The sequence below is a fragment of the Brevundimonas sp. KH_060 genome (genome assembly GCF_057838275.1).
In genome coordinates, this window is sequence record NZ_CM174463.1 from 2,463,791 (window position 1) to 2,477,531 (window position 13,741).

General features: G+C 66.8%; 14 protein-coding genes. 5 read left to right on the forward strand and 9 right to left on the reverse strand.

The features are described from left to right. Positions 1 to 221: 221 nt before the first annotated feature. The 6 genes from AC3IPP_RS12165 to AC3IPP_RS12190 are packed head-to-tail and all read right to left on the reverse strand — an operon-like array spanning position 222 to position 7,080. Positions 222 to 1,649: a UdgX family uracil-DNA binding protein gene (locus AC3IPP_RS12165; protein WP_087141281.1), complete on the reverse strand. Its 1,428-nt coding sequence runs from the start codon at positions 1,647 to 1,649 to the stop codon at positions 222 to 224. Next, a complete protein-coding gene (locus AC3IPP_RS12170; protein ID WP_087141282.1) occupies positions 1,649 to 2,890 on the reverse strand; it encodes a putative DNA modification/repair radical SAM protein in 1,242 nt (413 codons plus the stop codon). Before AC3IPP_RS12170 ends, AC3IPP_RS12165 begins: the two co-directional genes overlap by 1 nt. 54 nt (positions 2,891 to 2,944) lie before the next feature. Then, on the reverse strand, positions 2,945 to 3,241 hold the full coding sequence (locus AC3IPP_RS12175) for a hypothetical protein (protein WP_087141283.1): 297 nt from the start codon (positions 3,239 to 3,241) through the stop codon (positions 2,945 to 2,947). Continuing rightward, complete coding sequence (locus AC3IPP_RS12180; RefSeq protein WP_087141284.1) at positions 3,238 to 5,784, reverse strand: cbb3-type cytochrome c oxidase subunit I; 2,547 nt, start codon at positions 5,782 to 5,784, stop codon at positions 3,238 to 3,240. Before AC3IPP_RS12180 ends, AC3IPP_RS12175 begins: the two co-directional genes overlap by 4 nt. Continuing rightward, the gene (coxB, locus tag AC3IPP_RS12185; RefSeq protein WP_087141285.1) at positions 5,781 to 6,731 is read right to left on the reverse strand and encodes a cytochrome c oxidase subunit II; all 951 of its coding nucleotides are present in this window, start codon (positions 6,729 to 6,731) and stop codon (positions 5,781 to 5,783) included. Before coxB ends, AC3IPP_RS12180 begins: the two co-directional genes overlap by 4 nt. Next, on the reverse strand, positions 6,721 to 7,080 hold the full coding sequence (locus tag AC3IPP_RS12190; RefSeq protein ID WP_256968264.1) for a c-type cytochrome: 360 nt from the start codon (positions 7,078 to 7,080) through the stop codon (positions 6,721 to 6,723). The genes coxB and AC3IPP_RS12190 overlap by 11 nt, the downstream gene beginning before the upstream one ends. A gap of 128 nt (positions 7,081 to 7,208) precedes the next feature. Here AC3IPP_RS12190 and AC3IPP_RS12195 point away from each other — a divergent pair, with 128 nt between their 5' ends. Further along, the gene (locus AC3IPP_RS12195; protein ID WP_087141287.1) at positions 7,209 to 7,949 is read left to right on the forward strand and encodes a c-type cytochrome; all 741 of its coding nucleotides are present in this window, start codon (positions 7,209 to 7,211) and stop codon (positions 7,947 to 7,949) included. Between the two features lie 72 nt (positions 7,950 to 8,021). Continuing rightward, positions 8,022 to 8,468 carry a DUF305 domain-containing protein gene (locus AC3IPP_RS12200; RefSeq protein WP_087141288.1) on the forward strand — a complete coding sequence of 149 codons (447 nt, stop codon included), beginning with the start codon at positions 8,022 to 8,024 and terminating at the stop codon, positions 8,466 to 8,468. Here the strand turns inward: AC3IPP_RS12200 and AC3IPP_RS12205 are convergent. Beyond that, positions 8,465 to 9,181, reverse strand: a complete 717-nt coding sequence (locus AC3IPP_RS12205; protein ID WP_087141289.1) for a cytochrome b — start codon at positions 9,179 to 9,181, stop codon at positions 8,465 to 8,467. The two genes, AC3IPP_RS12200 and AC3IPP_RS12205, sit on opposite strands and share 4 nt — an antisense overlap. After that, complete coding sequence (locus tag AC3IPP_RS12210) at positions 9,178 to 9,900, reverse strand: cytochrome c oxidase assembly protein (RefSeq protein WP_087141290.1); 723 nt, start codon at positions 9,898 to 9,900, stop codon at positions 9,178 to 9,180. The genes AC3IPP_RS12205 and AC3IPP_RS12210 overlap by 4 nt, the downstream gene beginning before the upstream one ends. Positions 9,901 to 10,012: 112 nt before the next feature. Here AC3IPP_RS12210 and AC3IPP_RS12215 point away from each other — a divergent pair, with 112 nt between their 5' ends. Both AC3IPP_RS12215 and AC3IPP_RS12220 read left to right on the forward strand, forming a co-directional pair. Continuing rightward, positions 10,013 to 10,792 (forward strand): nucleotidyltransferase family protein, encoded by a 780-nt coding sequence (locus AC3IPP_RS12215; RefSeq protein WP_087141291.1) that lies wholly within the window; start codon positions 10,013 to 10,015, stop codon positions 10,790 to 10,792. Further along, positions 10,776 to 11,567, forward strand: a complete 792-nt coding sequence (locus AC3IPP_RS12220) for a metallophosphoesterase family protein (RefSeq protein ID WP_218779219.1) — start codon at positions 10,776 to 10,778, stop codon at positions 11,565 to 11,567. Before AC3IPP_RS12215 ends, AC3IPP_RS12220 begins: the two co-directional genes overlap by 17 nt. 4 nt (positions 11,568 to 11,571) lie before the next feature. Here AC3IPP_RS12220 and AC3IPP_RS12225 read toward each other — a convergent pair whose 3' ends face one another. Further along, positions 11,572 to 12,465 (reverse strand): SDR family oxidoreductase, encoded by an 894-nt coding sequence (locus AC3IPP_RS12225; RefSeq protein ID WP_087141292.1) that lies wholly within the window; start codon positions 12,463 to 12,465, stop codon positions 11,572 to 11,574. 129 nt (positions 12,466 to 12,594) lie between these two features. On the opposite strand from AC3IPP_RS12225, the gene AC3IPP_RS12230 reads away from it, so the two are divergent. Further along, the gene (locus tag AC3IPP_RS12230) at positions 12,595 to 13,698 is read left to right on the forward strand and encodes a flavodoxin family protein (protein WP_489149190.1); all 1,104 of its coding nucleotides are present in this window, start codon (positions 12,595 to 12,597) and stop codon (positions 13,696 to 13,698) included. Positions 13,699 to 13,741: the final 43 nt, after the last annotated feature.

Genomic DNA, 13,741 nt, shown 5'->3' on the forward strand with positions numbered 1-13,741 from the left:
CAAACTGATCGACCGCGTGGATTTCATCCCGATGGATGGGCTTGGGCAAGTTCCAGTTGGAAGTGCACGGCAGCCTGGCCGCGCTGCTGGCGGCGGGCTAGGTCCAGACAGCAGAAAGCCCCGCGGCATAGGCCATCGGGGCTTTGTAAGCTTGGGTGCGGGAGCTGGATTTGGGCGATACCTCACACTTAACTTCCTCGCCTGAGCTTCGCCGACAGACTCTAAAACTGGGCCGATGCGGCCGCGAGGTCCGCCAGGAATCTGGCGCGTTCGCTATCCCTCCTAGCCGGATCAGGCAGGCGCAGCAGATATGCGGGATGCACCGTAAGAAGCACACGCGCGCCGTCTGCCGTCGTCATGACCCGACCGCGCTCGGCCTGCACGGCAGGCTTCCGGCCAAGCACCGCCAGACCCGCCGTCGCGCCCAGCGCCAGGATCAACCGGGGCTTCACCAGGCGCCGCTCGTGATCCAGCCACCAGCGGCAGGCCTGGACCTCGCCCGCATTGGGCGTCTTGTGCAAGCGGCGCTTGCCGCGCGGCTCGTGCTTGAAGTGCTTCACCGCATTGGTGAGGTAAAGATCGCGTCGGTTCAGTCCCACCTCTTCAAACGCCGCGCCCAGAAGACGGCCCGCTGGTCCAACGAACGGTCGCCCGACCAGATCCTCCTGATCCCCCGGCTGCTCGCCCACCACCATCAAAGCGGCGCGCTTCGGCCCCTCGCCGCAAACGCCCTGGGTGGCGTCACGCCATAGCGGACAGCGGCGGCACCCCTGAACGCCGCGCGCCAATTCATCCAGGCTTTCGGGAGCCAGATCGTCGGTCGCCGCGCGATCGACCACCGGCGCGCGGACGCGCCGGAACCTGTCGTTGGGTCGAGACGTGGGGCGGGTCACCATGGCTTCGGTGCGAACCGACGCGGCGGCCATCAGTTCCGGGATCAGCGCCGCCTCAGGCAGGTTCTTCCAATAGCGCTTAGGCATTTCCGACTGCATCGCCTGAGGCCGCAGCCGCGCCGGATTGAAGGTCGAGGCGTAGTAGGTGCGCCAGAGATCCTCCATGGCGTCCTCGGTCGGGGCCTGCGCCAGCTCGGCGGCGGGGCGGTAGGCCAACGCCTGGCCGTTCCAATGAGCTGAGCCGTCCGGCGTCAGGATCGTCCATCGCATGGCGCTGAATCGACGGACAAAGAAAGGAGCCGTCGCCTGCAACACGCGATGCGCCGGCTCGAACCAGGCGATCCAGTGTTCGCCTGCCTCATCCTCGGCCTGTCGGAAGCGGACGAAGGCCTTCATCTTGTGGGCGGCGCGGCGCACCGCCTTCACCCGATCAGCCGCCTCGGCCACGTCCCGATCAGACAGGACGTTCAGCAGGTCAGGCTGATCCTTCAAGCGCCACAGCAGGCGATACATCAGACCAAAACGATCCTCGGATCGATGCTGTATCAACTGCGCCGCCGTCTCCATGAAGGCGCGCGGGGCGTTGAATGCGCCCTCGACTTCGGGAAGAGCCGCCGCCTCGTCGAACAGGTCGCCGCGCGAATGGGCCACGACGAACCGCACCTGTGCCGGCTCAACGCCCGCCAACCGCAAACGCCGCGCCGCCTCGCGCCAGCCGTCGAAATCAAGCGGATCGGCCAGGACAAAACTCCGCATCAGAACAGACTCAACTGTTCGGCCTTGCGCCGGGGGGCCAGGCGCGCACGCAGGTCCGCCGCATCGGTCAGGCCGCCGGGCGTCCAATCCAGCGCCGTGATCCACGGCCGTACCGCCTCGATAGAGCGCGTCAGCCGCCCCACGTCCTCCAACCGCAAGGTCCGATGGCGTCGCACAGATAGGATGCGGTCAACCGCCTTCACGCCTAGGCCCGGCACCCGCAGCAGCGTCTCACGCGCTGCACGGTTCACGTCGACGGGAAAGCCCTCGCGCCGCCGCAGCGCCCAGGCCAGTTTGGGATCGACGGCCAGATCCAGCATTCCATCGTCCGCCCCCTCCCCGATCTCGGGCGCGGTGAAGCCGTAGAATCGCATCAGCCAATCGGCCTGATAAAGTCGGTGTTCGCGCATCAGCGGCGGCTTGGTGGGCGGCAACAGGCTGGAGCCGTCGGGAATGGGGCTGAAGGCGGAATAATAGACCCGACGCAGGCCGTAACCGCCATACAGGGCGGCGCTGCGCGCCATGATCTCCGTGTCCGGCGCCCCGTCGGCGCCGACGATCAATTGGGTTGACTGTCCCGCTGGGGCGAAGGCGGGCGGGCGTTTTCGGTCGTTCTTTTCGGGCCGGGCTGCTTCCAGCTTCAGCCGCACCTGCCCCATGGCCTTGCGGATTGTCCGCGCGTCCTTTTCGGGCGCCAGTCGGCCCAGGGCCTCGTCGCGTGGCAGTTCGATGTTGGCGGACAAGCGATCGGCATAGAGGCCCGCCAGCTCGACCAGCCGCGCGTCCGCCTCCGGGATCAGCTTCAGATGGATGTAACCGCGAAAGTGGTGGTCTTCGCGCAATCGCCGCGCGACCTCGACCAGTTGCTCCATGGTGTAGTCGCCGTTGCGGATCACCCCCGACGACAGGAACAAGCCCTCGACATAGTTGCGCTTGTAGAAGGCCAGGGTCAGGTCCACGACCTCCTGCACCGTGAAACGCGCCCGCTCGACGTTCGATGACACCCGGTTGATGCAATAGGCGCAGTCGTAGATGCAGAAGTTGGTCAGCAGGATTTTCAGCAGGCTGACGCACCGGCCGTCCGGCGTATAGGCGTGACAGATGCCCATGCCCTCGGTCGAGCCGATCCCGCGACCTCCCAAGGAATCTCGTTTGGCCGAACCCGATGAGGCGCATGAAGCGTCATACTTCGCCGCATCCGCCAGCACCGCCAGCTTTCGTCTCAAATCAATCTGCGCCATTTGTTCATGATATGTTCCGGCCGTGGGATGATCCAGCTTGGCTGGAGCGATTTCTCAGAACGCCAGCGGTGCGGTCTGCCAGGTCACGCCGACGGCGGCGACCAGAGCGCCGGTCAGGGCGACACGCCGCTCCCAAAGAGCCGGCTCATCCGGCGCCGGACGCCGCGCCATGGCGAAGGACGCGACGGCGATCAGCGTCAGACACAGAAGGCTGAAACCCAATCCGATCCAGCGACCAGCGGCCGCCTCGGTCGAGGACGACACGTCTGCGGCGCTGGCCAACAGGTAAAGCCCCAGAAAATGCGCGGCCCAGATCAGCAGCCCCGCCGTCATCGCCAGCCAGCGCCTCATGCGCCGGAGCTCGGAAACAGTCGGATCAGCAGCACCACGATCACCGCCTGCGCCGCCGTATAGGTCATGAAGAGGCCGATCAGGTCTACCGTCGACGGCCGCTCGGCCGACAGCCGCCTGAACGCCCGTCGCAGCAAGATGTAGAGTCCCATTAACATCCCGATCCCGGCAAACGTCGCCGACCACCCGAGCAGGGCGAAGACCGCGGCGCCCTGGCTGGTGGCGTCAGGCTTGAGCCCAGCGGTCCACCAGGCCTGGAGCTCAAGCCCTATCGCCGTCGCGGCGGCGATGGCGCTGATGACCAGAAGAACCGTAGCGAGCGTCTCCGCTCCCTTCCCGGTCCGTCGCAAAACGTGCGGCGCCGCTGCGGCGCAAAGCCCCCCCAGGGCCAGAACGCCGAGGTGCAGCATCATCGACGCCGTCTCCGGCGGCGCCTGCCACAGATCCGGCCGCCGGCTCCACAGAAAGACATAGGAGAAGCCCGCCAGCAGGCAGACCATGCCGCCGACAATCAGCACGATCACAATGGCCCACCAGCCGTGGCTGGACGGACCCGAAACATAGTTGGGTACGCGGACACCCGCTCCGATGTCGGTCGTCCTGCGACTGTGCGGCGCATCCAGGAACCAGCACCAGCGCATGATGCAGTAGATCGCCAGCACGCCGCTGACCACGGCGGCGACATAGGCCTGGATGGTCAGGATCAGGAAGAAGCCTGCCGTGAAGAGGGCGCCGAACACGTGCCAGGGTGACGGACGCGGGAGGCGCAAGACATACTGCGGCTCAGCGTTCAGAGGGCCGGTGACCAGGGTCTGGCGCTCGCCTCCCGCCGCGCCGGGCAGGAACCAGCGCCCCTCCTCCACCTCCTTCGCCAAGCTCTTCTGTTCCCACAGCGGATAGAGGCTCTTCACCACGGGGACGGAGCGCAGAGAATAATAGCCGCTGGGCAGCCACTCTAGTCCTGGGCCGTCGTGGATGTTGCCCGCCTCGCGCGGGCCGAAGGGGCGGAAGTTGCGGATCATGTCGACGACCCACAGCAGGACCGCCAGGCCGAACAGGAAGGCCCCGACGGTGGAGATGAAGTTGGGTAGATCCCAGCCCCGCCCCGGCAGATAGGTGTAGACCCGACGCGGCATCCCCATCAGCCCCGTCAGATGCATCGGCATGAAAGCGATGTTGTGCCCAGCGAACATCAGCCAGAAGATCCATCTGCCCATGCGTTCGCTCAGCGGCCGGACGCTGGACATCGGCAGCCAATAGTAGATGGCCGCGAACATCGGAAAGACCATGCCGCCGATCAGGACATAGTGCAGGTGGGCGACGATGAAATAGCTGTCGTGGGCCTGCCAGTCGAAGGGCACCATGGCGACCATCACCCCGGTCAGCCCGCCCATGACGAAGATGACCAGGCCGCCCACGGCGAACAGGCCGGGCGTGGTGAAGCGCATCTTTCCGGCCGCTATGGTGGCGATCCAGGCGAAGACCTGCACGCCCGCAGGGACACTGACCGCCATGGAGGCGGCGCTGAAGTAGTTGATGCTGATCTGCGGCATGCCGGTGGTGAACATGTGGTGCGCCCACACGCCAAAGCTGATGAAGCCGGTCGCCAGCATGGCCATGACCACCAGGGGATGCCCGACCAGCTTGGTCCGCGCCATGGCGGGTATGATGGTCGACATGGCGCCCGCCGCCGGCAGGAAGATGATGTAGACCTCCGGGTGGCCGAAGAACCAGAACAGGTGCTGCCACAGCATGGGATCGCCGCCCTTCAGCGGATCGAAGAAGGGCCAGCCCAGCGCCCGTTCCAGCTCCAGCAGCAAGGTCGCCAGGATCACCGATGGAAAGGCGATGATGATCATGCAGGCGAAGATCAGCATCGCCCAGGCGAAAACCGGCAGCTTGTCCAGCGTCATGCCGGGCGCGCGCGTCTTCAGCACCCCGACGATGATCTCGATCGCTCCGGCGATGGCCGAGATCTCGATAAAGCCGATACCCAGCAGCCAGAAGTCGGCGTTGATCCCCGGCGAATAGGTCATGCCCGTCAGCGGTGGGTACATGAACCATCCCCCGTCCGGTGCCAGGCCGAAGAACAGAGAGCAGAAGAAGGCCAGGCCGCCGATCAGATAGGCCCAGAAGGCGTAGGCCCCGAGGCGCGGAAACGGCAGGTCGCGCGCCCCCAGCATCTGCGGCAGCAGCAGCACGCCCAGCGCCTCGACCGCTGGCACGGCGAACAGGAACATCATCACCGTACCGTGCATGGTGAAGATCTGGTTGTAGGTTTCCTGCGGCAGGAAGCCCGTCATCGGTAGGGCCAGCTGGGTGCGCATCAGCAGCGCCAGCACCCCCGCAAGCACGAAGAACAGCATGGCCGCGCCGACGTAATAGACGCCGATGATGTTGTTGTTGATCGCCGTGATCCACTCGCCGGGACGGCGCGGACCGCACCAGGCGGCTTCCAGCTGCTCCAGCTCGCCGTCCGGACGCGGCTCCTCGGTGGGAAAGCGATCGTATTTGCGGACGTCGAAGCCGGTTTCCGACGTCATTTCAGACTGTCCAGATAGGCGGCCAGATCCCGCAGCTCGCGCCCGGTCAGCACCGGATAGGACGGCATCCGATTGCCCGGCTTGATCCCCTGGCTGTCGGCGATCCATCCCGCCATCGTCCCCTGATTGTTGGGCAGGATGCCCGCGCCCAGCGTCTGGCGCGAACCGACATGGGTCAGGTCCGGCCCGGCCAGGCCGTTGGCCTCGGTTCCGCGTAGGGTATGGCAGGCGCCGCAGCCCGAGACGCTGAACACCCCCGCGCCGGGCAGGGCGGACGGCGCGGCGGGCGCGGCTTGCCTGGCCCGCCAGGCTTCGAAGTCGGCCTCCGCATGGGCGACGACGACGAAGCCCATCAGGGCGTGAGGGCCGCCGCAGTATTCGGCGCACTGTCCCGCATAAACGCCCGGCTTGTCAGCCTGCAGGCGCATGAAGTTGCGGCGGCCTGGGATCATGTCCGTCTTGCCGCCCAGGCGCGGCACCCACAAGCTATGGATGACGTCGGCGCTCTCCAGTTCGACCACCACCGGACGGCCGACGGGGATGTGAACCTCATTGGCGTCCTGGACCGTTTCGCGGCCCTGGTCGTCCAGATAGGCCACGCGCCACCACCACATCTCGCCGGTGACGCGCACGCGCATCTCGCCGTCACGCGGCGCATCCGACACGCGCGCGGTGACGTTGAGGCCGTAGATCAGCAGGCCCGTCAGCACGACCACCGGAAAGGCCAGGCCGCCGATCCAGACCAGGCGCTCGCCGCCAACGCGACGTTTCCACGTCCTCGGCCCGAACAAGGCCACGCCCAGGGCGATCAGGACAACGGCCAGCACGACCGCGCCCATGACAAACAGCACCCAGGCAACCACCGTCACCGGCCCGGCGAACGGTCCGGCCGGGTCCAGAACCGGCGGCGGCCAGCCGCCCAGCATGTCCGGCGTCTCAGTCGTCATCGAGCGTATAGAGATAGGCCGCTATGTCGCGGGCTTCGGCTTCGCTCAGGGGCATGGGCGGCATGCCGGCGTCGGGCAGCAACGACGGCGCGTCGCGCACGAAGGCTGCCATGACCACGGGCTGGTTCGGCAGCCTCCCGGCGATCATCGGCCGCGCCCCCACGCCCGCCAGCGATCCGCCGGTCCGCCCCTCGGGCCAGGCCACGCCGGGAATGACGTGGCAGGCGCCGCAGCCCTGGGTCCGGATCAGGCGCAGCCCCACGGCCGCGTCGGCGCCCGCCAGGTCGCGCGGCGCTCTGGCATTGTCCGCGCAGGCGGCCAGGCCCAGCAGGCCGGCGGCCGAAACCACAGCGCCTATCTTCCCCATCGTCGCGACATGACGGCATACGGCCCCTTTCCGCTTCGCCAGAACCAATCCGCCGGGCGGCCAGGGGTTCCGAGGCGGAACCGGCACCGCAAAGCCGGTGTTGGATCGGGGTGCGCGCCCTGCTCCTCGCTTTTCTGGGACTGACCCTCGCCGCCTGCGACGCGACGCCAGGCGCGACCGACCGCGCCTTTCAGGCGTCCGGCGAGGTGATCGCCATGAGCGGGGGCGCGGGCGGCGCGGCCAACGCCTGCTTCACCTGTCACGGCCTGAAGGGCGAAGGCGACGGCGTCTCGACGCCGCGCCTCGCCGGTCTGGACCAGGGCTATCTGCAGAAACAGATGGAGGATTACGCCAGCGGCCTGCGTCCCGACGACGTGATGACCCGCGTGGCCAAGGGCCTGAATCAGGACGCGCGCAGGGCCGTCGCGGCCTGGTACGCCGAACTGCCCCCGCCCGCCGTTCAGACTTCAACCGCCTCTCCGCCCCAGATCTGGTTGACCGGCGACACGGCGCGCGGAATCACGGCCTGCGCCGCCTGTCATGGCGTTGAAGGCCAAGGTGCGGGCGAAGGGCAGCCGATCGTCGCCGGGCAGCCCGCGGCCTATACGCTGGAACAGATTTACCGCTGGAAGTCCGGCGAGCGGCGAAACGACCCGCGTGGCGTCATGGCCGCCGCCGTACAACGGCTGACGGACGACGAAGCCCGCGCCATCGCCGCCTGGCTATCGACCCAGCCGCCCTCCCCGGTCCGCGCCGAAGCGTCGGTCGCCAGCGCCGCCTCGGTCGCCGCTGCGGCGCGCCCGGCCGCGTCGCGCGAAATCCGCCGCCCCGCTCGTTCCGACGGCGACTGAACTCCTCGGGAACAGGCCACGCGCACAGCGATTGGTTGTCTCACGACTAGAACAACCCGGTGGAGGCCGTTGATGCACGCCCACAGCTATCGCAATCTCGCAATCGAACTGCTGATCGACTTCGTCATCATGTATCTGGTGATGTTCACCATGATCGCGACGCTCGATCATTTCCGCTTCAACCTGAACAACGTCTATATGACGCTGATGATGGTCGCGCCCATGGCCGTGGTGATGCTGCTGTCGATGCGTTCGATGTTCCAGAACAGGCGCAACAACTGGATCATCATCGGAATCGCCGCCGTCGTATTCGCCACTAGCTTCTACGCCATGCGCACCCAGGCGGCCATTAACGACCAGGAGCTGATCCGCGGCATGATCCCCCATCATTCCGGGGCGATCCTGATGTGCGGAAAGGCCAAGCTGACCGACCCTGAGCTCATCGCCCTGTGCGACGAAATCATCGTCGCTCAAGAGCGGGAGATCGCCCAGATGCAGGCGATCCTGGACCGACTCTAGACCTGGAAGCGGGTGCGGCCGCGCCGCAGCCTCCGAACAGTCGTCACGACCCTTTTCTCCAACGCCCGCCATCGCCGCTGCCATCGCGTGCGTCGGGGCCGTAGCTGGGGAACAACCGGCAGCATGGCGTGGAAGACGTCGTCGCGGTCAATCAGATGGTGCTTCAGCGCGGCCCCCGCATGGATCGGGATCATCAGCAGAAGGGCGATGACGAGGCCCCAGTGCATCCACTCGGCCGCCGCCTCGACCGCCCAGAGCTGACGATTCGACAGATCCTGCATCGGCAGCATCGGCCAGGGAATGAAGCCCGCCGCCGCCAGTTGGGCGTCTCGCGCTGTGGCCGATATCATCGCCCAACCCGACAACGGCAGGCCGAACAGGCAGAGATAGAAGACATAGTGGGTGACGTGGGCGGCCGTGCTTTCCCATCCCGGCTTGTCCGCGTCATTGATCAGATCCGGCGCGACCAGCCGCCAGGTCAGACGGCCGATCACCAGCAACAACATCAGCACGCCGACGGCGAAATGGACCTCATAGGCCGCGACCTTCTCGCCGCCGACCGGCAGCCGACCCATCCACCAGCCCCACCCCAACTGGAACACGACCAGACCTGCCATGATCCAGTGAAACCAGATGGCCACGGGGGAATAGCGCCCCTCGTCATGATGACCGGCGGCCCACTCCAGCGCCTGGGCGATCAGCCGGTCGATCATGCCGCCGCCTCGCCCGCCGGCTTCAGCAGACCGTGAATCCGCCATAGAGCGGCCAGGAGGTAGGCCGCCGCCGCCGGCGCCCACATGATGAGCCCGGCCGCCTGCTGGTCCTCCAGCGGCGTCATGTTCCAGGCCATGGTGCTGGCGAAATGCGGCGCATAGAGCGGCTGGCCCGCGAACACGATCAAAGCGCCCAGAAGCCCCATCAACAGCATGGCCGCCAGCAGGGCCGCGACGGCCGCATGCCCCCTTGCGCTGCGAACCGCCGCCCAGAACCAGACGGCGCTTCCCAGGATGCTGATCTGCATCAGCCAATAGATTCCGTCATGCGACAGAGCCTGAGCGTAGGGCTCCGGCGCATGCCAGGCCCAAAAGACCACCGCCTGCACCGCCGTCGCCGCCGCCAGACGCGGCGATTTCAGCCGAGGCAGGCACAAGGCCAGCAGGGGCGCCGCCGCCAAAACCAACAGCAGGTGATGCAGGGTCCGCGCCATGAACAGGGCGGAGCTCAAGGCGCACAGCGGCGAGATGAAGCCGACCGCCAGCACCGCCATCGCCGCGCTGAAGCGTCCCCTCTGCTGTTCACGCAGCAGGATCAATCCGGCCGTCGTCGCCACCGCCATCACAGACAACAGGATCAGATCGCCGTTCCACCGCCCGAGCGCCTCGGCGGGATCGGGCGCAGGCCCGCAATAGGGTGTCCAGGCGACGTCGACCATCCTAGGCCAACGCCTCCACGCCGCGACGGTTCACCGGCATTCGGTCGCGCACAGAAACGGAACCGCGTTTCTCCGCACGCCGTTTCTCTGCCCTGTTCAGGAACTTGATCCCATGTCCGACACGGTCGCCTATCCCTCCTTTGAACCACCGCCCGAGGCCCGCGCCTTCTATGAGGAGGCCCTGCGCCTGCTCAAGGAGTCCGGCGTGCCCTTCCTGCTATCGGGCACCTACGCCGTCACGGCCTATACAGGCATCCGGCGCCCCACCAAGGATCTGGACGTCTTCTGCAAGCCCGGCGACTATCCCCGGATTCTGGCCTTCTTCCAGGCGCGCGGCTATCGCACCGACGTCGAGGACGAGCGCTGGATCGCCAAGGTCTGGCAGGACGACAGGCACTTCTTCGACGTCATCTTCGCCATGTCGAACGGCACCATCGCCGTGTCCGACAGCTGGTTCGGGCCGGATCGCATCACCGTGTACGGGCATGAGGTGACGATCACGCCGCCGACCGCCCTGATCCTGTCCAAGGCCTTCATCCAGGACCGCTATCGCTACGACGGCGCCGATGTGAACCACGTCATCCTGAAGCAGGCCGAGGCCATCGACTGGAAGTCGCTGCTGGATCAGATGGATCTCTATTGGGAGGTGCTGATGGCGCATCTGCTCAACTTCCGCTTCGCCTATCCGACCGAGCGCGGCCTGGTGCCGGCGTGGCTGATGACGGAGTTGATCGGCCGCCTACAGGCCCAGGTCGATCTGCCGGCGCCGCGCGTGAAGGTCTGCCGGGGCCGCCTGTTCAGCCCGCGCGACTACATCGCCGACATCTCCGAATGGGGTTTCGGCGACGTGGTGGGCAAGGGCCTGGAGGAACGCCATGACCCCGTCGCCTGAAACCGCCGCCTCCGCCGCTGAAGGCCAGACGCCTCAACCGGGCATGGAAGCCGGACCGAAGAAGAAGCTGCGCGTCGCCGCCGTCGGCGACCTGCATGTCGGCGAGACCTCGCATCGCGCCTATCGCGACCTGTTCGACCGGGTGCATGAAGACGCGGACGTGCTGTGCCTGTGCGGCGACCTGGTCAATTTCGGCAAGACGGTCGAGGTGGAGAACCTGCTGGAGGATCTGCGCGCCTGCCGCATCCCCATGGTCGGCGTGCTCGGCAATCACGAGCATGAGTGCGGCCAACCGCAGGAAGTCATCCGCATGCTGAGCGAGGCCGGGGTCAAGATGCTGACCGGCGAGGCCTATGAGATCGACGGCGTCGGCTTCGCCGGAGGCAAGGGCTTCGTCGGCGGCTTCGGCCGCTACATGCTCAGCTCCTTCGGCGAGGCCTCTATCAAGACCTTCGTCAACGAGGCGGTTGAGGACGCCAATCTCATCGAAAATTCGATCCGAACGCTGCGGACCGAGAGGAGCGTAGTTCTGCTCCACTACGCCCCGGTGGTGGATACGGTGATCGGCGAGCCGCCGGAGATCCACGCCTTCCTCGGCTCGTCGCGCCTGGCCGAGGTCGTCGATCGCTATGAGAACGTCAAGCTGGTGCTGCACGGCCATGCGCATCGCGGCGCGCCGGAAGGCCGCACGGCGCGCGGCGTCCCGGTCTACAATGTCGCCCTGCCCGTGCTGCGGACGATGGGCGATACGCCCTATCGCGTGTTCGAGGTCTGAAAGCTCAGGCGATCCCGGCGCCGCCGGTGACGCCCCAGACCTCGCCCGTGACGAAGCTCGCCTCCTGCGAGGCCAGCAGCACGTAGACCGGCGCGATCTCGACCGGCTGACCCGGACGTCCGAAGGCGCTGTGAGCTCCGAATTTCTCGACCTTCTCCTGCGGCTGGCCGCCGCTGGGCTGCAGAACCGTCCAGAAGGGGCCCGGCGCCACGACGTTCACCCGCACGCCCTTCTCGATCAGCTGCTTCGCCAGGGCCTTGGTGTAGGTGACGATCCCGCCCTTGGTGGTGGCGTAGTCCAACAGGATGTCCGACGGCTCATAGCCCTGGATCGAGGCGGTGGTGATGACCGCCGCGCCCGGCGGCAGATGGGGCGCCGCCGCCTGACACAGCCAGTGCAGGGCGTAGAGGTTGGTCTTCAGCGTAGCGTCGAAATCCTCGGTCCAGACTTCGCCCACGTCCTCGCGAAACTGCTGTCGGCCCGCGTTGACGACCAGGATGTCCAGACCGCCGAAGGCCTCGAGCGTGCGCGCCACCATGGTCGCATTCCACGCCTCGTCACGCACGTCGCCGGGCAAGGCCAGCGCCTTGACGCCTTCGGCCTCGACCAGGGCGATCACCTCGCGCGCGTCGGCCTCCTCTGAGGGAAGATAGGAAATCGCGACATCGGCGCCTTCGCGGGCGTAGGCGACAGCGATCGCGCGACCGATGCCGGAATCGGCCCCGGTTATCAGGGCGCGGCGCCCCTTCAACCGCCCATGGCCTCGATAACTTTCCTCGCCATGATCGGGCTTGGGCTCCATCTTCGCGACCAGACCCGGCGCCGGCTGCGGCTGCCGTGGAAACGGCGGACGCGGATACTGATGGCGAGGATCCTGCATTGTCAGGCGGTCGGACATGACGGCTCCTGTAGACGTGTGAAGGGCATGCCTTCCTAAGTCGCCCCCTGTCCGCGCGTTCCCCTCCTGCGGCGGAACGTCGTGTTCAGCCGCGACGTTTCCGACGCACCCGAGCCGGAGAGAAGCCGCATGCCAGATCCCGTTCCCCAAGCTCTAGCCGTTCCTGAGCCGCGCAAGGGCATGCCCAGCCCAGAACTGGACCGCACAACCTTTGAAACCCGCTTCCGCAGCCGGTTCGCGGACCCCGCCTTCGATCCTCTGCGCGACGAGATCGACCGCTTGGCCGCCGCAGCCTGGGACGGCTACATCGGGGGTCGAAAATCGCCGCTGACGCGCCCCGCCGGTCCGAGCTTCGCCGAGCCGGACTATGAGCTGGCGCTGGACTGGCTGGACGCGCACGCGGCCCTCCGCGCCGCCGAGGCGCAACATGACGACGCCGCCGGGCCCGCGCGCATCCTGATCATCAACGCCTCCAGCCGTTCCGAGCACACCTGTCCCGGTGAAATGTCCAAGAGTTGGCGCCTCGTCCAGATCGCCCGCGAGGTGGTGGAGAGGCGCGCGGGCATGGCGGCAGAAATCCTCGACCTGTCGCGGTTGGCGTCGGAATACGGCCGGGAAATTCATCCCTGCAAGGCCTGCTTCTCCACCGCAGCGGCCCTCTGCCATTGGCCGTGCAGCTGCTATCCCAACTACAGCCTGGGCCAGGTCCACGACTGGATGAACGACATCTATCCGATGTGGGTCCGCGCGCATGGCGTCCTGATCGTCACCCCGGTCAACTGGTATCACGCCTCCAGCCCTTTCAAGCTGATGATGGACCGGCTGGTCTGCGCCGACGGCGGCAATCCAGATCCCACGACGACGCATGGCAAGACCGTCGCCCTGGCCAAGGCGCTTGAACTGGCCGACTGGCCCTATCCCCGTCACCTGGCGGGCCGGCGTTTCGCCCTGGTCGTCCATGGCGATGTAGAAGGCGCGGAAAACGTGCGCCGCTCCCTGTCCGACTGGCTGGTCTCGATGAAGCTGTCGCCCGCCGGCGCCGACGCGGAGATCGACCGCTACATCGGCTATTGGGAGCCCTACGCCACCAGCCACGACGCCCTCGACCGCGACCGGGCCGTTCAGGATGAGGTGCGGCTGGCGGCGGAAGAGCTGGCGAAGGCTGTTCTGGCCCAGCGCAACGACGCCTCAAAGCCTCCTGAGCCAGCCCACGAGCCCCCGCGCCAGAAATAAAGAGCCGACCGGAGCCGTATGGAACAGGCCCCGCTCCCTTTCC

Coding starts and splice junctions, on each gene's coding strand:
- AC3IPP_RS12165 (WP_087141281.1), bottom strand. CDS start 1,649: ATGCGGAGTTTTGTCCTGGCCGATCCGCTTGATTTCGACGGCTGGCGC.
- AC3IPP_RS12170 (WP_087141282.1), bottom strand. CDS start 2,890: ATGGCGCAGATTGATTTGAGACGAAAGCTGGCGGTGCTGGCGGATGCG.
- AC3IPP_RS12175 (WP_087141283.1), bottom strand. CDS start 3,241: ATGAGGCGCTGGCTGGCGATGACGGCGGGGCTGCTGATCTGGGCCGCG.
- AC3IPP_RS12180 (WP_087141284.1), bottom strand. CDS start 5,784: ATGACGTCGGAAACCGGCTTCGACGTCCGCAAATACGATCGCTTTCCC.
- coxB (WP_087141285.1), bottom strand. CDS start 6,731: ATGACGACTGAGACGCCGGACATGCTGGGCGGCTGGCCGCCGCCGGTT.
- AC3IPP_RS12200 (WP_087141288.1), top strand. CDS start 8,022: ATGCACGCCCACAGCTATCGCAATCTCGCAATCGAACTGCTGATCGAC.
- AC3IPP_RS12205 (WP_087141289.1), bottom strand. CDS start 9,181: ATGATCGACCGGCTGATCGCCCAGGCGCTGGAGTGGGCCGCCGGTCAT.
- AC3IPP_RS12210 (WP_087141290.1), bottom strand. CDS start 9,900: ATGGTCGACGTCGCCTGGACACCCTATTGCGGGCCTGCGCCCGATCCC.
- AC3IPP_RS12215 (WP_087141291.1), top strand. CDS start 10,013: ATGTCCGACACGGTCGCCTATCCCTCCTTTGAACCACCGCCCGAGGCC.
- AC3IPP_RS12220 (WP_218779219.1), top strand. CDS start 10,776: ATGACCCCGTCGCCTGAAACCGCCGCCTCCGCCGCTGAAGGCCAGACG.
- AC3IPP_RS12225 (WP_087141292.1), bottom strand. CDS start 12,465: ATGTCCGACCGCCTGACAATGCAGGATCCTCGCCATCAGTATCCGCGT.
- AC3IPP_RS12230 (WP_489149190.1), top strand. CDS start 12,595: ATGCCAGATCCCGTTCCCCAAGCTCTAGCCGTTCCTGAGCCGCGCAAG.